We start from the raw sequence: 24,654 nt of genomic DNA on the forward strand, positions 1-24,654 counted from the left end.
TTGAAATATTTCTCATGGCGAATTGTGTGCTCTAAATTCAAACACAACAGCGGCCTCCTAAAACAACTCTGATTGAAAACATTGCATAAACTTTCCCAGATTGATTAGGTAATGGATCTATCCGGTGACGGTTTATTCGGAAGCAGCGGATCGCTTCGTGCAGCATATCAACTTTGCGTTATTTTGACTAAACACAAGGAACAACACTATGAATTACCCCATTAAAACGATCAGTGCAGCACTTGGAATGGTTTCATCGGCAATCATCACGGTTGACCAAGCTCATGCCAACAGCTTAGCGGATTTATACAAGCGCAGCGGCCTGGAAATCGGCGGCTGGATCAACGGCGGAGCAACCTACAATGCCAATAACCCGTCGGATGGTTTCAACGGCGCGGTTACTTTCGCTGATCGCGCCAACCGGTTTCAGTTAAACCAGCTAAACCTCTTTATCGAACGCAGCGTCGAAACGGATACCTCGAATTGGAGCCTTGGCGGGCGCTTCGATTTCCTATTTGGAACCGATGCCATTTACACTCAGGCCTTCGGTATTTCCGCGTTCGACGAAAATACCGGCGAACCGTCGGAGCGCGGCAACTGGGATCTGAATCTCTGCTGCAAGTCGACACGCACCTATGGCATCGCGCTGCCGCAAGCTTATCTGGAAGCACACGTACCGGTCGGCAACGGCCTGAACATCAAGGCGGGGCATTTTTATACACCGCTGGGCTATGAAAGCGTTCCCGCGCCCGACAATTTTTTTTACACCCGCGCTTATATCCTGAATAGCGGCGAACCGTTCACGCATACCGGTTTTTTAGGTACTTACAATATCGATAAAAACTGGACCATCCAGGGCGCGGCGACTACCGGTAGCGCCACCGGCGGATGGGACGGCGGCTTTGACAAACAGCTCGACAACTGGGGCGGACTGGCCAATCTATCATGGAGTAGCGACGATAAAAGAACCAGCATGGCATTGGGCGGCACTTATGGCCAAACGGCGGTAAATCAACCTTGGATGATGTACAGCGTAGTACTGCAACATTGGCTCACACCCAAGATGCATACCGTATTGCAACATACCCACGGTTGGGCGGCCGATATCAATCTGCCCGAAGGAATCCGCAATGCTGCCTGGTATAGCATCAATACCCACCTGACTTACGATCTGCAAAAAAACCTGTCGATCGGCATTCGCGCCGAACGTTTTCACGACCGTAACGGCTGGCGGGTATTTTCCCCTTACCGTATTCTGTCGGCAATGAACAACAAGGGCGTCAGCTACGCCGGCAATGTTCCTCTCGTCAGCGCGCCTGCGGATTATTACGCCGTTACCCTGGGCATGAACTGGAAACCGGCGATGCGCTGGAACAAAGGCTGGAAGCCGGTGCGCAATCTCAATATCCGCAAGAATATCCGCTACGACCGGGCAGATGGCATCGACATGGCTTTCCACCCGTTCGATGGCAAAAAGGATCAACTTTTATTCTCGCTGGATGCAATGATTCCTTTTTAAAAATAGACGCCAATCCAAGGAAACCCGGAAAACGGAAACGAACGGTTGCCAGAAGACGATCATCGGGTTTAAAAGCACAATCGTTTCGCAAATTTCCTTTCGACCGCCCTAACCGGAATTGATCGGGTAAAATACCGGCATTACGTTTTCAAAACAGGTCAAAAATGTTACGTAAAATCTTCATCGCCAATCGCGGCGAGATTGCTGTGCGCATCATCCGGGCGTGTGCCGAGATGGGCATCCGGTCGGTGGCGGTTTATTCGGAAGCGGATCGTTTCGCATTGCACGTCAAAAAAGCCGATGAATCGTATTGCATCGGTAGCGAGCCGATGGCGTGTTATCTGAATATTCACGCGCTGGTCGATCTGGCATTGGCGACCGGTTGCGATGCAATACATCCCGGTTATGGATTTTTGTCCGAAAACGCGCAATTCGCGCGCGCCTGCAAGGAGCGCGGACTGATTTTCATCGGTCCGGAACCGAACGTGATCCATCGCATGGGCGACAAAACCGAGGCGCGCAATGCGATGATCGCCGCAGGGATTCCAGTGACACCGGGATCGGACGGTAATCTGCATTCGGTCGAAGAAGCACTGAAGGTCGCCGAAAATATCGGTTACCCGGTGATGTTGAAAGCGACTTCCGGCGGCGGCGGGCGCGGGATCCGTCGTTGCGACAATGCCGAGGAATTAAAACGCAATTACGCCCGGGTGATTTCCGAAGCGACCAAAGCGTTTGGCAGCGCCGACGTATTTTTGGAAAAATGCATCGTCAATCCGAAACATATCGAAGTTCAAGTGCTCGCGGATCATCACGGCAATGTGATTCATCTGTACGAGCGCGATTGTTCGATTCAGCGCCGCAATCAAAAACTCATCGAAATCGCGCCGTCGCCACAATTGGATGAAGCACAGCGCCAGTATATCGGCGGCCTGGCGGTGATTGCAGCGAAATCGGTCGGTTACACCAATGCCGGAACGATCGAGTTTTTGCTCGACGACAGCGGGCGGTTTTATTTCATGGAAATGAACACGCGCGTGCAGGTCGAGCACACCATCACCGAAACCATCACCGGCGTCGACATCGTCGAGGAACAAATCCGCGTAGCGGCGGGCTTGCCGTTGCGCTTTAAACAAGAAGAAATTATCCGGCGCGGCTACGCAATCCAGTTCCGCGTTAACGCCGAAGATCCGAAAAATAATTTTCTACCCAGTTTTGGCCGCATTTCCCGTTACTATGCCCCGGGCGGCCCTGGCGTGCGCACCGATACGGCGATTTATACCGGCTACGAAATTCCACCGTTTTACGATTCGATGGTGGCGAAAGTCATCGTCAGCGCGCTGACCTGGGAGGACGCGATCAAGCGCGGGCAGCGCACGCTGCGCGACATGGGATTGTTCGGTATCAAAACGACGATTCCGTATTATTTGAAAATCCTGAAGCACCCGCAATTCCGCAGCGGCAAATTCAACACCGGTTTTGTCGAGCAAAACCCGAACCTGATCCATTATTCCGATAAACCCCGGCCGGAAGTTCTGGCGAGCGTCATCGCTGCCGTCGTCGCTTCGCATACCGGTTTATAGTGTCCGGCGTATCGGACAGCGAAGGAAAATCCATGCAAAAAATTCATATCACCGATGTCATTTTGCGCGATGCGCACCAATCCCTGATCGCCACCCGGATGCGCACCGAAGACATGCTGCCGGCCTGTCAAATGCTCGACAACATCGGCTACTGGTCGCTGGAATGCTGGGGTGGCGCGACGTTTGATGCTTGTTTGCGCTTTTTGAAGGAAGATCCGTGGGAACGCCTGAGCAAACTCAAAGCCGCCTTGCCGAACACGCCGCTGCAAATGTTGCTGCGCGGACAGAATTTGCTCGGTTACCGGCATTATTCCGACGATGTCGTGCGCGCTTTCGTCAAACGCGCCGCGGCCAACGGCATGGATGTGTTCCGCATTTTCGATGCGCTCAACGACGTGCGCAACCTCAGAACCGCCATCGAAGCGACCAAGGAAGCCGGTAAGCATGCGCAAGGCACCATTTGCTACACCACCAGCCCGGTGCACGATACCGCCAGTTTTATCACGCTGGCCAAAGAGCTGGCCGCGCTGGGCTGCGACTCGATTGCGATCAAGGACATGGCCGGACTGTTGACGCCCTATGCGACCGGCGAACTGGTCAAGGCATTGAAGAACACTGTCGACGTGCCAATCCATCTGCATTCGCACGCCACTTCCGGCTTGGCCGAAATGTGCCAGTTGAAAGCGATCGAAGCCGGTTGCCGGCATATCGACACGGCGTTGTCATCGTGGTCAGGCGGCACCAGCCATCCGCCGACCGAGAGTTTGGTGATGGCGCTGCAAGGCACGAAACACGATACTGGATTGGATCTGCAGAAGCTGCAGGAAGTGAACGATTATTTCGCGCAAGTACGCAAGAAATATCACCGTTTCGAGAGCGAATTCACCGGTGTCGACACCCGCGTGCACGTGTTCCAAGTGCCCGGCGGCATGATCTCGAATCTCGCCAATCAATTGCAGGAACGCAACGCGCTGGATCGCATCAACGAAGTTTATGCGGAAATCCCGCGCGTGCGCAAAGACCTGGGCTATCCGCCGCTGGTCACACCGACGTCGCAAATCGTCGGCACGCAAGCGGTGTTGAACGTACTGACCGGTAAACGCTATGAGACCATCACCAACGAAGTGAAGCGTTATTTACAAGGTGGCTATGGCAAAGCGCCAGCCTCGATTGATGCCAAACTGCAAAAACGTGCGATCGGTAAGGAAGACATCATCGACTGCCGCCCCGCCGATCTGCTAAAACCGGAATTCGACCACCTGCGCCGGGAAATCGGCCATCTGGCGCTGAACGACGAAGACGTGTTGAGTTACGCCATGTTCCCGGAAGTCGGCAAACAGTTTCTGGAACTGCGTTCAACCGGCAACCTGGTACCCGAACCGCTGGAGTTGGCGGCAACAACGGCCAACGGCGTGCAAAAAGCGCCGACCGAATTCAATGTCGCGCTGCACGGCGAGTCGTACCACGTCAAAGTTACCGGTACCAGCCCGAAAAACCAGTCGTTGCGGCACTTCTATTTCATGGTCGACGGCATGCCGGAAGAAATCGTCGTCGAAACCCTCGATGAAATCGTACTCGATGGCGGCACCCAAGGCGCCGTCAAAAGCACCATCGGCAGCAAACGCCGCAGCCCTTCCAACGAAGGCGATATCGTCGTCAGCATGCCGTGCAATATCCTCGACGTACTGGTCAAAATCGACCAGAAAGTCAGCGCCGGACAACCGGTGCTGATCACCGAAGCGATGAAAATGGAAACCGAAATCACCGCCCCGATCAGCGGCACCGTCAAAGCCGTGCACGTGATCAAAGGCGAATCGGTGAATCCGAATGAGGTGTTGATTGAGATTGGAGTGGGGTGATGATCAATATTTATTGTCACCATACCCAAGTAAAGGATTATTGCATTGATAAAATACGAGCTAATTATTTCTTGGGGGCAAAGCAGGTCACGTTTTTATCGTTGAAGTTCCGGAATTACCCAGTTATATGTCAGACGGAGAAATCTACGAACTAGCGGTCACCAATGCAAAAATCGTCATCGAGCAGTGGTTAGATACCGCTCGTAAGCTGGGTAAACTGATTCCGGAACCCAAAGGCAGGTTGATGTACACATGATGGAATTGTTAGGGAAACGCTGATTAATTGACTATACGAGCGAATCACTTCGTTGCGCAGTACTCGCTTCCTCGCCTATCTTATTGATATGTCTCGGTTGCTGTGTTCCGTGCGCCTCGTGCTTCATCTCGTCCGCCGAATTAATCAGCGTTTCCTTAAGACGAATAAATTGCTCTACGCACCTGCACCTATCCTCGTGGCAAAACCGTGGGGAATCGCAAGTTGATGCTCTTGTCTTTCTTGAAGGTTTACGCCGCCGATGCAGCGATCATCTGCAAAGCATCATCAACTATGCCATCTCATCCAACCGGCATTGCCCGAGAATATTTTTGTGCATTTGATTGTTCATCAAATCTGAAATGCTGTCGGCACCGGCCGGTTTACTGAACAGATAGCCTTGCACGATTTCACAACCGAGGTTCTTGAGAATATCCAGTTGTTCCAGTGTCTCAACACCTTCGGCGATGATGCCATAGCCGAGTTTTTGTCCCATTTCTATCATCGAGCTGACCAGGGTAAGGGTTTTCTTGTCGGCCAGCATGTCGTCAACAAAGTATTTGTCGATTTTTAGGTAATCCGCTTGCAGGTGTTTCAGCGAGGCAAACGAAGAATAGCCGGTGCCGAAGTCGTCGATGGACAGTAGCACGCCCAGATCTTTCAGGTCCTGAAAAATGGTTAGATTGCGCGGGTCGGTTTGCACGATGCCTTCCGTTACCTCCAATTCCAATTCGGCTGGCACGATGCCGACTTCATTGATGATGCGCTTAACCAGCAGCACGAATCCATTGTCCAGAAAAAGACTGGGGGAAATATTGACGGCCATGCGAAGCGTGCGGAAACCTTCTTGTTTCCAGGCTACCAGTTGCCCGCAAGCGGTGCGCAGCACCCATTCGGTCAGCGGTTTGATCATGCCGATTCTTTCGGCGATGACGATAAAATCGTTGGGCGGAACTTGTCCCAATTGCGGGTGATGCCAACGCGAAAGCGCTTCGACGCCAAAAATCTCCCCGCTTTTGATATTGATTTGCGGCTGATACACCAGGGACAGCTGTTGTTTTTCGATGGCTTCCCGCAGATTCTGTTCGATTTGAAAACGATACTCAGCCTTGTGAGTCAGTTCGGCTTTATAAAATGCATACTGATTTTTTCCATTCTCCTTGGCGGTGTACAACGAGATATCGCCCGCTTTCAATAAGGCGGAGAGATTTTCGCCATCATCGGGGTAATAGGCGATGCCAATGCTGCAAGCCGGCGTAAGTTTTCTGGAATAAATTTCGATCGGTTGAGATATAGCTTCAAGACAGCGCTTTGCGACATTGGCGGCGTAATCCGCTTCGACTTCTTCGATGAGGATACAGAACTCATCACCGCCAAGCCGCGCAATGAAGTCTATATCGCGGCAGGTATGGATCAATCGCGCTGCAATGGTTTTAAGCAACAAATCTCCAGCGTCATGCCCCAGGCTGTCGTTAATGTATTTGAAGTTATCCAGATCGATGTACAGCAGCCCGAAGCGGCGGCCATGCCGGGAAGACGATTTGGTGATTTCTTCCATGTGTTGTATGAACGAGGCACGGCTGGCAAGTCCTGTCAGCTCGTCGGTATATGCCAGCGTGCGGATGCGTTTTTGCGCTTGATCCCGTTCCATGACGATCCCCGTCAGCCGGGCAGCGGAAATCAGATCTTTTAATTCCTTCTCGTCTGGCAGTGCGGGATGATTGTAATACATGCCAAACGCACCCAAAACTTTTCCGCTGGAGTTTTTGATCGGCTCGGACCAGCAACACCGCATACCATGCGGTAGCGCAAAATGTTTGATTTTTGACCACTTCGGGTCGGTGTCGATGTTTTCTACCAGTACACGCTGCCCGGTAAAAGTAGATGTCCCGCAGGAACCGACGCTCGGCCCGTTTTCCAGGCCGTGCACGGCTTCGCAATATTCCTGCGGCAAGCTGGGCGCTCCGCCATGCAGAAGTTTATTACCGCTCAATTCAAGCATCGAGCAGCGCATGCCAGGGTGACGGGATTCATACATCAGCGCAATGGCATCGTAGATATTTGGTGCAGGACGCCCTATCGCGATCATCTCAAGAATTTCAGCGTATTGATTGTCAAAGGCCTCTGCTTTTTTGCGTTCGCTGATATCGACGTGCGTACCGACGAGACGAACCGGTTTACCGTCCGATCCGCGTGTGACCAGAAGCGCGCGGGATAGCACAAAAACTTCGTGACCATCCTTATGACGCATGCGCATTTCTACTTCGAACGAATCTTTGCGGCCATCGAAGTAATCCTGAACTTTTTCCAGTGCGACGATTTTATCATCGGGATGAACCAGGTTTTCCCATGTGCTTAAGTGACCCGCCAGTTCGTTTTCGGCGTAACCCAGCATGCTTTTCCAGCGCGGCGAGTAATACACTTCATCCGTTTCCAGATTCCAATCCCACAATCCATCGTTGGCGCCGCGCATCGCCAGCGAAAACCGCTCCTCACTGACATAAAGCTCATGGGTACGCATTTCTGTCATCAACTTGACCGCAGCCAATTCGGAACGCAGCTGCTGCAGCTCTTGCAATAGTTGAGACTTGGTTTGCTTAGCATTACCCATGGTTACCTCAATGATAAATCAATGTGCAAAGATAACCATCTAAATCAGAATTATGCAAGTATGTCGGATAGGCGCGATCCCGGAAAAATCGCATTGCGGCACGCTATTGCTGAGTCTTTTCCGCATGCAATCGAGCCTACGCTACGTATTGCTCCGGTTCGTTTTGTTTCTCTTAGCTTTGTTACGGAAATCCTTAGCTGCAGCTTTTGACCGGGCATTTCTGCGGTTAAAAATGAATCTCTCCTTGCCCAGTTTTTGTATGAATTTTGCTTTATCAAGCGGCGAGACAATGATGGCTTTGCCTTCCCCGTAGATGATTTCCAGGCGGTCAAACGACAAAGCCGGACTGGCCGATGCATTCTGCGTCTCTTGCACGGATACGATCGATTGAATGGGGATATTCCAGGAAAACGGACCGCTGACGATCTTGAGATCATCGCCAGTCACGATGTACCGGGTTGAAGCATAGAGCCAGACCGGGAAACCGGCACCCAGAATCAATATGATCGCTGCAAACACATAATTGGCGGTTCCGCCAACCGACAACGCGACGGATGCCCCCAGCAGACAGGCTGAGATGGATAGCAATAAACAAATCAGTACCCAGTTATCGATTTTAGACTTGAAGACATGCATGATTTAATCTTTATGAAATTGAATAGTTGCGTAATTACCAGAAATCAATGAAGTGTTATTTCACGAACAGATAAGACCGTGCTCATTTTACCCATTCTTAATCTTGGTTAATGTTCGTGTAATAAAAATTTGGATAAGAAAAGTCTGGAAATTTTGCCTTACAAGCACCTTAAGGGCAAAACTTGTGCCGATACTGCTTTGGCACCAGACGAAATTGTCCGATCAACAAAAGTTCATAAAGCTATTTCTTCGTGAGCAAAAGCGCGCGCATACAAAAATGAGCCGTTTTCACGTATAATTCCGCATTCAATAGCCGGGGCATTTTAACGATCGCCGGGGCATTTTAACGATCGTTGCCGGTCCTTTTTTCCAGATCTTGTCAGTTTCCAAGGAGTTTTTGTGTCACAACCGCCGCACGCCATCCTCGCACTTGCCGATGGGACAATTTTTCATGGCGTGTCTATTGGCGTTGAAGGCATCAGTACCGGTGAAGTCGCGTTCAATACGGCCATGACCGGTTATCAGGAAATATTGACCGATCCCTCGTATTGCCGGCAGATCATCACGCTGACTTACCCGCACATCGGCAACACCGGCACCAATCCGGAAGATTACGAATCCGGTAATATCGATAAAGTATACGCCGCCGGCTTGGTGATTCGCGATCTGCCGCTGATGGCGAGCAATTTTCGCAAAACCCGCACATTGCCGCAGTTTCTCCAAGAACAGAATGTCGTTGCCATCGCTGAAATCGATACGCGCAAACTGACGCGGATTTTGCGGGAAAAAGGCGCGCAAGCCGGTTGCATCATGGCTGGCGATATCGATGAGGAAAAAGCGTTGCAAGCAGCCCGGGCATTTCCCGGGTTGGCCGGAATGGATCTCGCCAAAGTGGTCAGTTGCCGCCAATCGTACACGTGGAATGAAGGCGAGTGGTCGCTCGAATCCGGTTTCCGGATGCAAGATAATCCCAAATTTCACGTTGCCGCTTTTGATTTCGGCATGAAACGCACGATTCTGCGCAAACTGGCACAGCGCGGCTGCAAGGTCACGGTATTTCCAGCTCAGACTGCGGCGGCGGATATTCTGAAAGTACAGCCCGACGGTGTCTTTCTGTCGAATGGCCCCGGCGACCCGGAACCGTGCGATTACGCCATCTCCGCCACACAAACGTTACTTGATAAAAATATTCCGATATTCGGCATTTGCCTGGGTCATCAACTGCTCGGACTCGCTAGCGGTGCGCGCACCGTCAAAATGAAATTCGGCCATCATGGCGCCAACCATCCGGTGCAGGATGTTGCCAGCGGCAAAGTGATCATTACCAGCCAGAATCACGGTTTTGCTGTCGACGGCAATACCTTGCCCGCAACCGCAAAGGTCACGCATGTATCGCTGTTCGACGGCAGCCTGCAGGGATTCGAGTTAACCGACAAACCCGCCTTCTGTTTTCAGGGTCATCCGGAAGCCAGCCCCGGACCGCACGAAGCGGATTATTTGTTCGACAAATTCATCGCCATGATGCAGCACCACAAAAACCGGCATTCCCAATAATCACACCCTATTTATCCGTTAGAGAGTATGCCTAAACGTACCGACATTCAATCCATTCTTATCATCGGTGCCGGCCCGATCATCATCGGCCAGGCTTGCGAATTTGACTATTCTGGCGTGCAAGCCTGCAAGGCCTTACGCGAGGAAGGCTATCGCATCATTCTGGTGAATTCCAATCCCGCCACCATCATGACCGACCCGGAAATGGCCGATGCGACGTATATCGAGCCGATCACCTGGGCCATGATCGAGAAGATCATCGCAATCGAACGGCCGCAAGCATTGTTGCCGACGATGGGCGGACAAACGGCGCTGAATTGCGCGCTCGATTTGGTCAAGCACGGCGTGCTGGAAAAATACGGCGTCGAACTTATCGGCGCTTCGCGCGAAGCCATCGACATGGCGGAAGACCGGGAAAAATTCAAACAAGCGATGACCCGTATCGGTCTGGGCTCCGCACGATCCGCAGTGGCGCACAGCCTGGAGGAAGCCATGCAGGTTCAAGCCATGCTGGGTTATCCGGTCATTATCCGTCCCTCTTTCACCATGGGCGGCAGCGGCGGCGGTATTGCCTACAACCGCGAAGAATTTCTCGATATCTGCGAACGCGGATTGAAAACCTCGCCTACCAAGGAATTACTGATCGAAGAATCGGTGATCGGCTGGAAAGAGTTTGAAATGGAAGTGGTGCGGGATAAAAACGATAACTGCATCATTGTATGTTCGATCGAAAATCTCGACGCGATGGGCGTGCATACCGGTGACTCCATCACCGTCGCACCGGCGCAAACGCTGACCGACAAAGAATATCAATTGATGCGTAACGCATCGATCGCTGTATTGCGGGAAATCGGCGTGGAAACCGGCGGTTCCAATGTGCAGTTTGCGATCAATCCGGAAAACGGCCGCATGCTGGTCATCGAGATGAATCCGCGCGTGTCGCGCTCTTCCGCGCTGGCTTCGAAAGCCACCGGCTTTCCCATCGCTAAAATTGCCGCCAAGCTTGCCGTTGGTTACACGCTGAACGAACTGGGCAACGATATTACCGGCGGTATTACTCCGGCATCGTTCGAACCCACCATCGACTACGTCGTCACCAAGATACCGCGGTTTGCCTTTGAAAAATTCCCGCAAACCAACGACCGCCTGACCACGCAAATGAAATCGGTCGGCGAAGTCATGGCGATCGGCCGTACCTTCCAGGAATCGCTGCAAAAAGCTTTGCGCGGACTGGAAACGGGTGTTGACGGTCTGGATGAAAAAACCGATAACCTGGAAACGATCCGCACCGAACTGGCAAACCCCGGTCCCGAGCGAATCTGGTTTATCGCCGATGCGTTCCGCTGCAATCTGTCGCTGGACGAAGTACATCAGTTGACGCATATCGATCTCTGGTTCCTGGCGCAAATCGAAGACTTGGCCAAACAGGAACAAGCTCTGGCCGGCATAACGCTAGCAGCGCTTGATCGTCCGGCACTGCGTAAGCTGAAACGCAGCGGCTTTTCCGACCGGCGCCTGGCCAAACTGCTGAATACCGCGCAAACTGCGATTCGTGCTCAGCGGCATCAGTTCAATCTGCGGCCGGTCTATAAACGTGTCGACACTTGCGCAGCCGAGTTCGCAACCAGCACCGCGTACATGTATTCCACTTATGAAGACGAGTGTGAATCTCATCCGAGCGATAAAAAGAAAGTCATGGTGCTGGGCGGCGGCCCCAACCGCATCGGGCAAGGTATCGAGTTCGATTATTGCTGTGTGCACGCAGCCCTGGCGTTGCGCGAAGACGGTTTTGAAACCATCATGGTCAACTGCAACCCGGAAACGGTTTCAACCGACTACGACACGTCCGATCGCTTGTATTTCGAGCCGCTGACATTGGAAGACGTGCTTGAAATCGTTGCGGTGGAAAAACCGCATGGCGTAATCGTGCAGTATGGCGGGCAAACACCGCTCAAGCTTGCGCGCGATTTGGAAGCCAACGGCGTGCCGATTATCGGTACCAGCCCGGACATGATCGATTGCGCCGAAGACCGCGAACGCTTTCAAAAAATGCTGCATCAGCTCGGCCTGAAACAACCGCCTAACCGTACCGCCCGCAATCCCGAAGCTGCCCTGGTCGCCGCCGAGGAAATCGGTTACCCGCTGGTGGTGCGGCCCAGTTACGTACTGGGCGGACGCGCCATGGAAATTGTGCATGAAAAAGCCGATCTGGAACGCTACATGCGCGAAGCCGTCAAGGTTTCCAACGACTCTCCGGTGCTGCTGGATCATTTTCTGACCAATGCCACTGAGGTCGATGTCGATGCTATTTTCGATGGGGAAACCGTGCTGATCGGCGGCATCATGGAGCACATTGAACAGGCCGGTGTGCATTCCGGCGACTCGGCGTGCTCACTACCGACTTTCAATCTGCAACCGGAAGTACTCGACGAATTGCGGCGCCAAACCGCCGAGATGGCACGGGCACTGCAGGTAATCGGACTGATGAATGTGCAGTTTGCGATTCAAGACGACATCGTATATGTGCTTGAAGTCAATCCTCGCGCATCGCGTACGGTCCCTTTCATTTCCAAAGCCACCGGCTTGCAACTGGCCAAAATAGCGGCGCGTTGCATGACGGGCAAGAGCCTGATTGATCAAGGCGTTACCGAAGAAGTGATCCCTGAGTATTATTCGGTCAAGGAAGCGGTCTTTCCTTTTATCAAATTGCCCGGCGTTGATACGATACTGGGACCGGAAATGAAGTCGACCGGCGAAGTCATGGGAATGGGCACCACTTTTGCCGAAGCGTTTGTCAAATCCCAATTAGCAACCGATGTCCGCCTTCCCACCGCGGGCAAGATTTTTATCAGTGTGCGTCAATCCGACAAACCGCATGCGGTCGAAATCGCGCGCAACCTTGCGGAACTCGGCTTTACTCTTTATGCTACCCGCGGTACCGCCGCTGCAATAACCGAAGCGGGGATCGACGTCATCATTATCAATAAGGTTGCGGAAGGTCGTCCGCACATTGTCGATATGATTAAAAACGGTGAAATCAGCTTGATTATCAACACCGTCAAAAATCAACGTAGCGCGATAAAGGATTCCTATTCGATCCGCCACGCTGCACTCCAGGCAAAAGTGACTTACTATACAACATTAGCGGGTGCGCGCGCTGCGTGTGTCGGCATTACCAATAGACGCGAACTGCAAGCGTATAATCTGCAGAAATTGCATGTGCAACTGAAGGCATAGATCATAAATCAGCTCTTCTTGATGATTAAAAAAACAGGATGAAAATGAAAGGCAAAAAACGACAATGAGCACGATTCCTTTAACGGTAGCCGGAGCAGAGGCGCTACGCAAAGAATTGCACGAAATGAAAACCATCCATCGCCCCGCAGTGATTGCGGCGATTGCTGAAGCGCGTTCTCACGGCGATCTTTCCGAAAATGCCGAATACGATGCTGCCAAGGAAAAACAGGGATTCATTGAAGGCCGCATCGCCGAGCTGGAAAGCAAACTCTCCAGCGCTCAAATCATCAATCCGGCACTGATTAATGCGGATGGTGCTTGTGTTTTCGGCGCCACGATTGAATTGGAAGACCTGCAAAGCGGTGAAACCGTTACCTATCAAATCGTCGGTGACGACGAAGCCAACATCAAAGAGGGAAAAATTTCCATCAGCTCGCCGATTTCGCGCGCATTAATCGGCAAGTATGCGGGAGATATCGCCGAAGTTCAGGCACCCGGCGGGATACGGGAATACGAAATACTTGATGTCAAATACATTTGAATGCCGGTAAAACTCAGTTCTGATAGCTACGTTTGGTACGAAACGGCTCTTGTTTCTTTTTTTTATGAGAGGAACGTTCAATTTTTCTGTTAGTCTCTTCCGACTTAGGGCGGTAAATAACGAAAACTTTACCGATATGCTGCACTGGTGCAGCGCTCAGCTTGTCACAGATTTCTTCAAAAAGCGCATTTCTGGCAACCCGATCATCGATTTGAGCCTTAATCTTAATCAGCTCATGACTTGTAAGTCCACGATCCAGCTCTCCAATAACCGTATCAGATAATCCGGACTTTCCAATCATTACGATCGGATTGAGTGCATGGGCTTGCGCTTTTAGTTCACGCCGCTGAGCAATCGTTAGTGTTAACATAAATTCCCTTAAAACGTAATATTTTACTTCATGAAACGAGCCAAAACCAGTAAAGCTTGGATGAAAGAGCATGTTAACGATTTTTTCGTCAAGCAAGCCAAGAAAGAGGGTTATCGTTCGCGCGCCGCTTACAAGCTGCTTGAGATTGCTGAACGGGATCGTTTGTTAAAGCCGGCCATAATTGTTGTCGATTTGGGCGCGGCCCCCGGCAGCTGGTCACAAGTTGCCAGTCAGAAAGTGGGCCATAAAGGAAAAATAATTGCATTGGATATCCTGGAAATGGCACCATTACCCGGTGTTGAATTCATTCAAGATGATTTCAGAGAAGAACGTGCTGTGCTTGAATTAAGAAAACGTCTAGGGGAACAACAACCGGATCTTGTCATTTCCGACATGGCGCCCAACATGAGCGGTATTGTAGTCAGCGATCAAGCGAGAAGTATGTATTTGGCCGAATTGGCGCTGGTGTTCGCAATGGAGCAACTGAACTATGGCGGAAATTTCCTGGTCAAAGTTTTTCAGGGCAGGGATTTTGAATCGTTTCTTCGTGACATGCGCGCAGGGTTTAACAGCGTGGTGATAAGAAAACCAGAAGCCTCGCGAAATCGCAGCAACGAATTATACTTGGTCGGCCTCGGAAAAAAGTAATAGTGCTGATTACCGAGAAATGAATGGCCCCCCTTAGGTAATAAAGATAAATGTTGAGAGTAGGATATAGTTTGATAGCAAATTTGTATTATTTGAACTATTCTGTTCTATTTGACAGAATAGAGTTAGAATGTCCAATCAATGATTTTTAAGGTGCAAACCAAGGAGCTATCTTGAATAACTTAATTAAAAACATGGCCATTTGGCTGGTAATTGCACTTGTGTTGATGACCGTATTTAATCAATTCAGCGTACGTCAACCGGCGCAAGTACCGATGGAATATTCCCAGTTCATTTCGGAATTGAATCAAGGCAGAATTGCCAAGGTCGTTATCGAAGGCCGTACCCTGAAAGGCACCAAATCCGATGGCAGACGCTTTACAACGTATGCACCGTCCGACCCCTGGATGGTCAGCGATTTACTCAAAGCAGGCGTCATCGTAGAAGCTAAACCGGAAGAAGAGCCATCCATGTTGATGAGCATTTTCATTTCATGGTTCCCAATGCTGTTGCTGATTGCCGTATGGATTTTCTTCATGCGGCAAATGCAAGGTGGCGGACGCAATGGCGGTGCATTTTCATTCGGCAAAAGTAAAGCGCGTATGTTGGATAAATCAGCCAACACCGTTACTTTCAACGATGTTGCCGGTTGCGAGGAGGCGAAGGAAGAAGTAGCGGAATTGGTTGAATTCCTGCGCGACCCATCAAAATTCCAGAAACTCGGTGGACGTATTCCACGCGGTGTTTTGATGGTCGGCAGTCCGGGAACCGGTAAGACATTGCTGGCGCGCGCAATTGCAGGTGAAGCGCAAGTGCCCTTTTTCAGCATATCCGGTTCGGATTTTGTTGAAATGTTCGTCGGTGTAGGCGCATCCCGGGTGCGTGACATGTTCGAGCAGGCCAAAAAACATGCACCGTGCATCATCTTTATCGATGAAATCGACGCAGTGGGCCGTCAACGGGGTGCCGGACTCGGTGGTGGAAACGATGAACGGGAGCAAACGCTCAACCAGTTACTGGTGGAAATGGACGGTTTCGAAGGTGCAATGGGCGTAATCGTCATCGCAGCAACTAACCGCCCTGATGTATTGGATCCGGCATTGCTGCGCCCCGGCCGCTTTGACCGTCAAGTAACCGTACCGTTGCCTGACATCCGCGGACGCGAGCAAATTCTGCATGTACACATGCGCAAAGTGCCGTTAGCGCCTGATGTAAAAGCCGAGATTCTGGCACGTGGCACCCCCGGTATGTCGGGTGCCGATTTGGCTAACTTGGTCAATGAAGCCGCGTTGTTTGCTGCACGCAGCAACAAGCGTTTGGTCGATATGGACGATTTTGAACGTGCCAAAGATAAAATTTTCATGGGTGCGGAACGCCGCTCGGTAGTTATGCCGGAACATGAACGCCGTAATACCGCCTACCATGAATCGGGTCATGCGGTAGTAGCACAATTGCTGCCAAAAACCGACCCGGTGCATAAAGTAACGATTATCCCGCGCGGCCGTGCATTAGGTGTAACCATGCAATTGCCGACGGAAGATCGCTTCAGCATGGAGCGCGAAGAGATTCTGCAAAGAATTTCCGTCATGTTCGGTGGTCGTATTGCTGAAGAAGTTTTCATGCATCAAATGACTACGGGTGCATCTAACGATTTCGAGCGCGCCACGGAATTGGCACGGCAAATGGTCACCCAATGGGGAATGTCCGATTCGCTGGGTCCAATGGTGTATGGTGAAAATGAAGGCGAGGTTTTCCTTGGTCGCTCTGTCACAACGCATAAAAATGTGAGCGAAGCGACCATGCAAAAAGTGGATGCTGAAGTCCGCCGTATCATTGACGAGCAATATGCCTTGGCGCGCAAGCTCATTGAAGAAAATAAAGACAAGATTGAAGCCATGACACAGGCTTTGCTGGAATGGGAAACGATCGACAGCGATCAAATCAAGGACATCATGGATGGCCGTCCGCCACGTCCTCCCAAACCACCTCAATCCATGTCTTCTTCAAAAACGAGCGAGGAGTCTTCTTCTGCGGCAAAAACGAATGGCACCAAAGAGCCTGCCGCACCGCAAGAAATAGCTAAAGAAGCAGATTAACCGTCAACAACTTGAACAAACGGGATACGATCATTCCATCGTATCCCGTTTTTACTTCTACAACTTCTTTACCGCACCGTGTCTTCATCACAGCCAAACTTTATTCTCTCGAGCAATCGCCCTTTGATCATGGGAATTATCAACGTCACACCCGATTCTTTCTCTGATGGCGGACGCTATTTATCAACACAGCAAGCAATTGCCCATGCAAAGAATTTGATCGAAGAAGGCGCCGATATTTTGGATATCGGCGGAGAATCGACGCGCCCGGGAAGTCAACAAGTCAGCATCGATGAGGAATTAAAGCGCGTTATTCCCGTGCTCGAAGCACTCATCGATACAAAAATTCCAATATCCGTTGATACTTCCAAACCCGAGGTGATGAAACACACGATAGCAACCGGGGCTTGCATGATCAATGACGTAAATGCGCTGCGAAGCCCCGGTGCATTGGAAGCGGTTGCGCAAAGTACCCATGTGCAGATCTGCTTAATGCATATGCAAGGCATACCGCAAACGATGCAAGCAAACCCGCAGTACAACAATATCATCCAAGAAGTAAAGGACTTTTTACTACAACGCATCGAGGCGGCAAAGACCGCAGGCATGTCACAAGACCGGCTGATCATCGATCCCGGTTTTGGTTTCGGCAAAACGTTGCAGCATAACTTCACCCTATTAAACCGGCTGGATCAATTGCTTGACCTCGGTGTTCCAGTATTAGCCGGTCTATCACGCAAATCCATGCTGGGAGCCATCACTGGGAACAGCGTGAATCACCGCATCCATGAAAGCACTGCGGCAGCCTTGCTAGCAGTAGTCAAAGGTGCCAAAATTGTACGCGTGCACGATGTTAAGGCAACTAAGGAAGCGCTGGCTATCTACGATGCAATGAGAAATTGTGATACCCAAGAAGCCGATTCAACCGTCTCTAACCGCAATTCATAACTGCTCAAATTGACTAAAAAATATTTTGGAACCGATGGTATTCGCGGACGTGTAGGCAAAGAACCCATCACACCCGACTTTATTCTTCACCTCGGTTATTCAGCCGGTAAAGTTCTCGCCGCAGCCGATTGGCATCTGATACAAGGGAAACGCCCGACAGTTCTGATCGGCAAGGATACCCGGGTATCGGGTTATATGCTGGAATCCGCCTTGGAGGCGGGATTATGCGCCGCCGGTGTGGATGTCATTCTATCCGGGCCGATGCCGACCCCGGCCATCGCTTATCTTATTCGCGCCTTGCGACTACAAGCTGGGATCGTGATCTCGGCCTCGCACAATTTATTCGAGGACAATGGCGTCAAATTCTTTTCCGCCGAAGGGAGAAAGCTGCCGGATGAAATGGAACATAAAATCGAAAGCGGTATCCATGCACCGATCGAAACCAAACCTTCGGCACAGTTGGGAAAAGTACAACGGATTGACGATGCCGCCGGCCGCTATATCGAATTTTGCAAAAGCACTTTCCCTTATCACCTTGACCTGCGCGGACTGCGCATCGTTGTCGATTGCGCGCACGGCGCCGCTTATCATATCGCCGGTCACGTCATGCACGAATTGGGTGCGGATGTCGTGACCATTGGCGTGCAGCCGAATGGGTTGAATATCAACCTCGAGTGTGGCGCGACGCATTGCGCCGCACTGCAAAAAGCGGTTAAACAGCATCGTGCCGACTTAGGTATCGCACTGGATGGCGACGGCGACCGGCTCATGATGATCGACAAAAAAGGCCAAATCTATGATGGCGATCAACTGATCTATATTATCGCCAAACACCGCTTGCAGAAAAAAACGCTGACCGGCGGTGTTGTCGGCACCCTGATGACCAATCTGGCGATCGAAGATCAATTCAAAAAAATGAATATTCCATTTCTCCGCGCCAATGTCGGTGATCGCTACGTGCTGGAATTGTTGCAAGAAAAAGGATGGCAGCTTGGTGGTGAAAATTCCGGACATATCATCTGCATGGACAAACACACTACCGGTGACGGCATCATTTCCGCTTTGCAAGTGCTATACGCATTGCGCGATAGCCATAAAACACTGGCTGAATTCATGCGCGGCGTCTCGCTTTACCCGCAACGCCTAATTAATGTAAAAATACCCAAATCTTTCAATTTCAGCGCCAATAAAGCGATCCAAACCACGCGCACAGAAGCTGAGACCGATTTGAATGGCAAAGGGCGCGTTTTGATCCGCGCATCGGGCACCGAACCGCTTATCCGCGTCATGGTGGAAGGTGAATCGAAACATAAAATCAATCACTGGGCTGAACGCATCGCTGAAACCATACAATCCGCCAGCAGCGATTCCTAGTGTCCGGTCATTTTCACTACCGGCTTTTCTAATGCAGCCGCCCATGCAGTTGTATGCGCATCCGTTTTAAGACAAAAATATTATTGTCATAATCCTGTAATAATTCTGCAATAAGATAGCGCACCTGCTTGCAAGAATCTTTCATTACTCTTTATTTACTTATTTGGAGAACATATCGATGTCAATCTCGTTAAACTTCAGAGCATTTCTTGCGCTTGCGCTGTTGAGCGCATCTGTGACTTCCACATCCGCAATCGCCAGCCCGATCGTTAAAGTTGACGGCTCCAGCACTGTCTTTCCCATTACCGAGGCGGTCGCGGAAGATTTCCAAATCGCCAAACGCGGCGCGGTTCGTGTCACCGTTGGCATTTCCGGCACCGGCGGCGGATTCAAAAAATTCTGCCGCAATGAAATTGATATCGTCAATGCCTCACGCCCCATCACGCAACTGGAAATGGATGCCTGCAAAGAAGCAGGTGTGCAATATATCGAAATGCCGATTGCATTCGATGCGCTGACGGTGGTTGTGAATCCCAAAAACACCTGGAGCAAAACCATCACCGTTGAAGAATTGAAAAAAATCTGGGAACCCGGTGCGCAAAGCAATATCGTGAGCTGGAATCAAATCAACCCCGAATGGCCGGACAAAAAAATCAAACTCTATGGCCCAGGCGCCGACTCCGGTACCTTTGAGTATTTCACCGAAGCCGTCGTCGGCAAAGCAAAATCCAGCCGCGGTGACTTTACCGCCTCGGAAGACGATAACGTGCTGGTTCAGGGTGTTGCCAGTGACATTTATGCACTGGGATTCTTCGGTTTCGCGTATTACGTCGAAAATAGTAAAAAAATAAACGCCGTCGCGATTGATAATGGCAGCGGTGGCGTGCTGCCATCGGCCGAGAGCGTGGAAAATAACAGCTATAAACCGTTATCGCGCCCGATTTTCATCTATGTGAATGCCAAATCGGCAGAAAAAGCGGAAATTAAGGAATTTGTCAATTTCTATATGCAGAACGCCACCGAGCTGGTAAAAGAGGTCAAATATTTCCCACTGTCCAAAGAAGTCTACAACCTCAATATCGAACACTTCAACAAGAGGAAGCTGGGTACGGTATTCAAAGGTTCTGGGATCAACATAAAACTGGAAGATATTCTTAAACTGGAGTCCAGCTTATAGCATCCTAACCGGCTAGAAATCTTCCCAATCTCAAGCATCGATTGGAAATAACCCAGTAAAAGCAAGGAAGCGCTGATTAACGCATGAGCCAATATTTGGCTTAGAATGAATCGGCGCTTCCTTTATTTTTGGATGAAAAAGCTGTCATGGATTTTCTACCCGTTTTTCTCGATATTAAAAATAAAATGTGCCTGGTTGTCGGCGGCGGCGAAGTTGCCACACGCAAAGTCCAGTTGCTGCTGCAAGCCGGCGCTCAGGTCTCGGTGGTATCACCCGAATTAAATTTCGAACTGAATGAATACCGCATGCTCGGCAAGATTCAGCATTTAGCTACAAATTTTCAAGCCGATCAGCTGAGAAACCCGGCGCTTGTCATCGCCGCAACCGATGATCGCGACACCAACCGGCAAGTATCCGCAGCCGCGCAACAACGGCAGATCCCCGTCAATGTCGTGGATAATCCGGATCTTTGCACGTTCATCATGCCATCCATCGTGGACCGTTCACCGCTGCTGATTGCTATCTCCAGCGGCGGCCAATCTCCGGTTCTGGCGCGATTACTGCGCGCTCAGCTCGAGACCATGATCCCGGCCGCTTATGGACGCCTTGCTGCAATTGCGGGCAAATTCCGTGAGCGCGTCAAACAACACTTCACGCACCCGGAGAAGCGTCGCATTTTCTGGGAAAAAACGCTGCAAGGCCGCTTTGCGGCAATGGTATTGGCCGGGAAGGATAAAGCCGCACAGGATTATTTGTTGCAATCGTTGCAGCAGGAAAAAGACGAATCGCCGCAAGGTGAGGTTTATCTCGTCGGTGCGGGACCAGGTAACCCGGATTTACTGACGTTTCGCGCCATGCGCCTGATGCAGCAAGCCGATGCCGTCGTTTATGACCGCCTGGTATCGCCCGCGATTCTCGATATGGTGCGCCGCGACGCCACACGCATTTATGCCGGTAAAGAGCGCAACCGCCATACGCTGGCGCAGGAGTCGATCAATCAATTACTGGTGCGGCTGGCGCAAGAAGGCAAGCGAGTACTGCGGCTCAAAGGCGGCGACCCGTTTATTTTCGGCCGTGGCGGTGAAGAAATCGAAACCTTGGCCGCACACCATATTCCCTTTCAGGTGGTACCCGGCATTACCGCCGCTTCGGGTGTCGCGGCATATGCCGGTATTCCATTGACGCACCGGGATTATGCGCAATCGTGTATTTTCGTCACCGGCCATCTGAAGAACAACAGCATCGACCTCGACTGGCTGCATCTCGCACGCCCCCATCAAACTATCGTGATCTATATGGGATTGCTGGGATTGTCCGTACTCTGCCAGCAGTTGATCGCGCATGGCCTGCCGGATAGCACACCCGCCGCCATCATTCAGCAGGGCACGATGCAGAAACAAAAAATCGTGACCGGCACACTGCAAACATTACCCGGTCTGGCAGAAGCCGCCCATTTGACTCCGCCCACACTGATCATCGTTGGCGAAGTCGTCAAGCTCCATCGGAATCTTGCATGGTTCGAACCAGCTTTAGATTCAGAAAATGCGCAAGCAAATATTATGACATTGGAACCTGAAACCAAGCAGCCACTCGAATAAAAAAGCCAGCTTGCACACGACCATTTTTATCCCGGCTCGGCAAAGCGCATCGATAAATCGATCGCCTGGATATTCTTGGTCAAACTGCCGATCGATATCCGGTCAACACCCGTTTCGGCCACCTGGCGTACATTTTCCAATGAAATGTTACCGGATGCTTCCAGTATCACCGGTTCACCCGCTTGTCTGCGGGTCAGCGCCACCGCATCCGCTAGCTGATCCAGCGCGAAATTATCCAGCAACACCATGCGGGCACCTGCTGCCAAAGCTTCCTGCAATTCTTGCAGTGACTCCACCTCAATCTGTATAAAAACGTTGGGTGGCACAATTTTCATCGCTTTCTGTAAAGCCGGTTGGATGCCGCCTGCCGCGATGATGTGATTTTCCTTGATCAGGATGCCGTCGTATAAACCAATACGGTGATTGACACCACCACCGCAGGTGACCGCGAATTTTTGCGCCAGCCGCAATCCCGGTAACGTTTTGCGGGTATCGACGATCACCGCCCGAGTACCCGCGATGGCACTTGTAAACCGCCGCGTTTGCGTCGCCACGGCGGACAATAGCTGCAGAAAGTTTAACGCGGAGCGCTCTGCTGTCAGCAATGTACGCGCTGGCCCTTTAATTTCGCACAGCTTCTGCCCCGCTTGCACGCTATCGCCATCACGGGCAAACCAGTCAATCACCGTATCGGGTGCTAACGATACAAAACATCGCTCAAACCATTGCGTACCGCACAAAATAGCACTTTCACGGCTGATCACCGCGGCTTGCAGTACTTTTCCGCTTGGAATCAGTAATGCCGTCAGGTCACCGCTGCCGATATCCTCATGTAACGCCCGCTGTACGTTGTCGCAAATTTCGTCGTGTAAATTTTGCAATTTTTATCCTTAGCTACTCTGTCAAACCGTGCATTATAGTTTACTCAAACTGTTCCCTTACGCCCATCGAACGGCTAGTATATCGATTGACCAGCGGAATAAGGAGACGGTATGTCCGGTGCATTTGACTTGATCTTTTTTAGCATTGCCACAATGCTAGGTGTGGCCGCTGTCGGTTTAATCGTCGTCTGGTTTATCCAGGACGTAACACAAAAAAAGCACTCGATTCTACGCAATTATCCAGTCATCGGCCGTTTGCGTTATTTTTTCGAAATCCAGGGCAAGTATTTCCGGCAATATTTCTTCGCCAACGACCGCGACGAGATGCCGTTCAATCGCGCCACACGCGGCTGGATCTATAAAAACTCCAAAAATAAAGGCAGCCTGGTTGGTTTCGGCTCCACTAACGACTTGCGCCAGCCGGGTTCGATCATTTTCGTCAACGCCGCTTTCCCGATTCAGGAAGAAGATCAGTTGCCGACGCCGTCACTGTATATTGGCGAGGGTTACTGCGAGCAACCGTTTGAAGCAAAATCCATCATCAATATCAGCGGCATGAGTTACGGCGCCATTTCCAAACCGGCAGTGCGGGCATTGTCGCTCGGCGCCGCACAAGCGGGTTGCTGGATGAATACCGGCGAAGGCGGATTGGCGCCGTACCATTTGGAAGGCAACTGCGATTTGATCATGCAAATCGGTACTGCAAAGTACGGCATCCGCGATGAGCACGGCAATTTCTCGCCGCAACGCGCGAAAGAGTTAAGCAAAGTGGTCAAAGCCTTTGAGATTAAGTTGTCGCAAGGCGCAAAACCCGGCAAGGGCGGCTTGCTGCCGGCGGGTAAAGTGCATGAAGAAATTGCCGCGATCCGCGGCATCCCGGTGCATCAGGACTCGATCAGCCCGAACCGCCACAAGGACATCAACAATATCGACGAATTGCTTGACAAAATCAGTTATATCCGTGAATTGACCGGTCGCCCGGTCGGCATCAAAACCGCGATTGGCGGGTGGAATTTCATCAATGAACTGTGCGACAACATCAACCGCCGCGGCCTCGACTATGCGCCGGATTTTCTGACCATCGATGGCGGCGAAGGCGGCAGCGGCGCCGCACCGCAAACGCTGATGGATCACGTCAGCCTGCCGATCGCAGAAGCGTTGCCGCGCGTAGTCGATGCTTTGCTGCAATCCGATCTGAAGAAACGCATTTATGTAGTGGCTGCCGGAAAATTGGTGACATCGGCGGAAGGCGCCTGGGCGCTCTGCGCCGGTGCCGATTTTGTCAACACCGCGCGCGGTTTCATGTTTTCACTCGGTTGCATCCAGGCGATGCGCTGCCATCTGAATACCTGCCCGACCGGTATTACAACGCACGATGAACGGCTGCAAAACGGTTTGGTCGTGGAAGAAAAATATCTGCGCGTCGCAAACTACGCCCGGAATGTTAGCAAAGAGATTAACATGATCGCCCATTCATGCGGCTTACGCCATGCACGGGAATTCAAACGCGAACATGTGCGTATTGTCGAAACCGCCGGAAAGAGCGTAGCGCTGAATATTCTTTACCCTTACCCGGAACCTTCGAGGAAAAAAATGTAGTTTCTCAGTTGGTTCACTGTTTTATTCCACTCGGTATCGATCCCAAGGAAACTCTGAAAAAGGTAGCGAGCGACGGCCAAACAAGGTGAAATCAAGAAAAAAAGCGCATTTTATGAGTGGTAAAAATGAGCATTCTTGAACCTGATTTCAACGCAGCACGGCCGAGTGCA

Annotated in this window: 17 protein-coding genes and 1 pseudogene; 14 read left to right on the top strand and 4 right to left on the bottom strand. The window is 51.2% G+C overall.

The features are described 5' to 3' along the window. The first annotated feature begins 208 nt into the window (after positions 1–208). The 4 genes and pseudogenes from HRU78_12255 (at position 209) to HRU78_12270 (ending at position 5,217) form a co-directional block, all read left to right on the top strand. The gene (locus HRU78_12255; GenBank protein QOJ24320.1) at positions 209–1,519 is read left to right on the top strand and encodes a porin; all 1,311 of its coding nucleotides are present in this window, start codon (positions 209–211) and stop codon (positions 1,517–1,519) included. A 164-nt stretch (positions 1,520–1,683) separates the two neighbouring features. Then, entirely contained in the window at positions 1,684–3,102 is a 1,419-nt protein-coding gene (locus tag HRU78_12260; GenBank protein ID QOJ24321.1) for an acetyl-CoA carboxylase biotin carboxylase subunit, read from the top strand. Positions 3,103–3,134: 32 nt separating this feature from the next. Beyond that, on the top strand, positions 3,135–4,961 hold the full coding sequence (oadA, locus tag HRU78_12265; protein ID QOJ24322.1) for a sodium-extruding oxaloacetate decarboxylase subunit alpha: 1,827 nt from the start codon (positions 3,135–3,137) through the stop codon (positions 4,959–4,961). Between the two features lie 39 nt (positions 4,962–5,000). After that, positions 5,001–5,217: pseudogene (locus HRU78_12270) on the top strand (type II toxin-antitoxin system HicB family antitoxin). A 289-nt stretch (positions 5,218–5,506) separates the two neighbouring features. On the opposite strand, the gene HRU78_12275 reads toward HRU78_12270, so the two are convergent. Both HRU78_12275 and HRU78_12280 read right to left on the bottom strand, forming a co-directional pair. Continuing rightward, a complete protein-coding gene (locus tag HRU78_12275; protein QOJ24323.1) occupies positions 5,507–7,825 on the bottom strand; it encodes an EAL domain-containing protein in 2,319 nt (772 codons plus the stop codon). A 141-nt stretch (positions 7,826–7,966) separates the two neighbouring features. Next, positions 7,967–8,461, bottom strand: coding sequence for a PH domain-containing protein (locus HRU78_12280; GenBank protein ID QOJ24324.1), 495 nt, complete (start codon positions 8,459–8,461; stop codon positions 7,967–7,969). A 399-nt stretch (positions 8,462–8,860) separates the two neighbouring features. On the opposite strand from HRU78_12280, the gene carA reads away from it, so the two are divergent. From carA to greA, 3 genes are all read left to right on the top strand, one after another. After that, entirely contained in the window at positions 8,861–10,015 is a 1,155-nt protein-coding gene (gene carA, locus HRU78_12285) for a glutamine-hydrolyzing carbamoyl-phosphate synthase small subunit (protein QOJ24325.1), read from the top strand. A 27-nt stretch (positions 10,016–10,042) separates the two neighbouring features. Then, on the top strand, positions 10,043–13,252 hold the full coding sequence (carB, locus tag HRU78_12290; GenBank protein QOJ24326.1) for a carbamoyl-phosphate synthase large subunit: 3,210 nt from the start codon (positions 10,043–10,045) through the stop codon (positions 13,250–13,252). A gap of 64 nt (positions 13,253–13,316) precedes the next feature. Continuing rightward, positions 13,317–13,793: a transcription elongation factor GreA gene (gene greA, locus HRU78_12295; protein QOJ24327.1), complete on the top strand. Its 477-nt coding sequence runs from the start codon at positions 13,317–13,319 to the stop codon at positions 13,791–13,793. 13 nt (positions 13,794–13,806) lie between these two features. On the opposite strand, the gene yhbY is transcribed toward greA, so the two are convergent. After that, entirely contained in the window at positions 13,807–14,163 is a 357-nt protein-coding gene (yhbY, locus tag HRU78_12300) for a ribosome assembly RNA-binding protein YhbY (GenBank protein ID QOJ24328.1), read from the bottom strand. 30 nt (positions 14,164–14,193) lie between these two features. On the opposite strand from yhbY, the gene HRU78_12305 reads away from it, so the two are divergent. From HRU78_12305 to cobA, 6 genes are all read left to right on the top strand, one after another. Next, positions 14,194–14,811 (top strand): RlmE family RNA methyltransferase, encoded by a 618-nt coding sequence (locus tag HRU78_12305; GenBank protein QOJ24329.1) that lies wholly within the window; start codon positions 14,194–14,196, stop codon positions 14,809–14,811. Positions 14,812–14,984: 173 nt separating this feature from the next. Next, positions 14,985–16,907, top strand: coding sequence for an ATP-dependent metallopeptidase FtsH/Yme1/Tma family protein (locus tag HRU78_12310; GenBank protein QOJ24330.1), 1,923 nt, complete (start codon positions 14,985–14,987; stop codon positions 16,905–16,907). A gap of 129 nt (positions 16,908–17,036) precedes the next feature. Continuing rightward, on the top strand, positions 17,037–17,855 hold the full coding sequence (gene folP, locus HRU78_12315) for a dihydropteroate synthase (protein ID QOJ24331.1): 819 nt from the start codon (positions 17,037–17,039) through the stop codon (positions 17,853–17,855). A 9-nt stretch (positions 17,856–17,864) separates the two neighbouring features. Then, the gene (gene glmM, locus HRU78_12320; GenBank protein ID QOJ24332.1) at positions 17,865–19,229 is read left to right on the top strand and encodes a phosphoglucosamine mutase; all 1,365 of its coding nucleotides are present in this window, start codon (positions 17,865–17,867) and stop codon (positions 19,227–19,229) included. A gap of 178 nt (positions 19,230–19,407) precedes the next feature. Further along, positions 19,408–20,406, top strand: coding sequence for a PstS family phosphate ABC transporter substrate-binding protein (locus HRU78_12325; GenBank protein ID QOJ24333.1), 999 nt, complete (start codon positions 19,408–19,410; stop codon positions 20,404–20,406). 146 nt (positions 20,407–20,552) lie between these two features. Beyond that, on the top strand, positions 20,553–22,004 hold the full coding sequence (gene cobA / locus HRU78_12330; protein QOJ24334.1) for a uroporphyrinogen-III C-methyltransferase: 1,452 nt from the start codon (positions 20,553–20,555) through the stop codon (positions 22,002–22,004). A 26-nt stretch (positions 22,005–22,030) separates the two neighbouring features. Here cobA and nadC read toward each other — a convergent pair whose 3' ends face one another. After that, positions 22,031–22,885: a carboxylating nicotinate-nucleotide diphosphorylase gene (nadC, locus tag HRU78_12335; GenBank protein QOJ24335.1), complete on the bottom strand. Its 855-nt coding sequence runs from the start codon at positions 22,883–22,885 to the stop codon at positions 22,031–22,033. Between the two features lie 111 nt (positions 22,886–22,996). Here nadC and HRU78_12340 point away from each other — a divergent pair, with 111 nt between their 5' ends. Beyond that, positions 22,997–24,484 (top strand): FMN-binding glutamate synthase family protein, encoded by a 1,488-nt coding sequence (locus tag HRU78_12340; GenBank protein QOJ24336.1) that lies wholly within the window; start codon positions 22,997–22,999, stop codon positions 24,482–24,484. Positions 24,485–24,654 lie beyond the last annotated feature (170 nt).

The organism is Gammaproteobacteria bacterium (genome assembly GCA_015709635.1).
GTDB lineage: Bacteria > Pseudomonadota > Gammaproteobacteria > Burkholderiales > Nitrosomonadaceae > Nitrosomonas.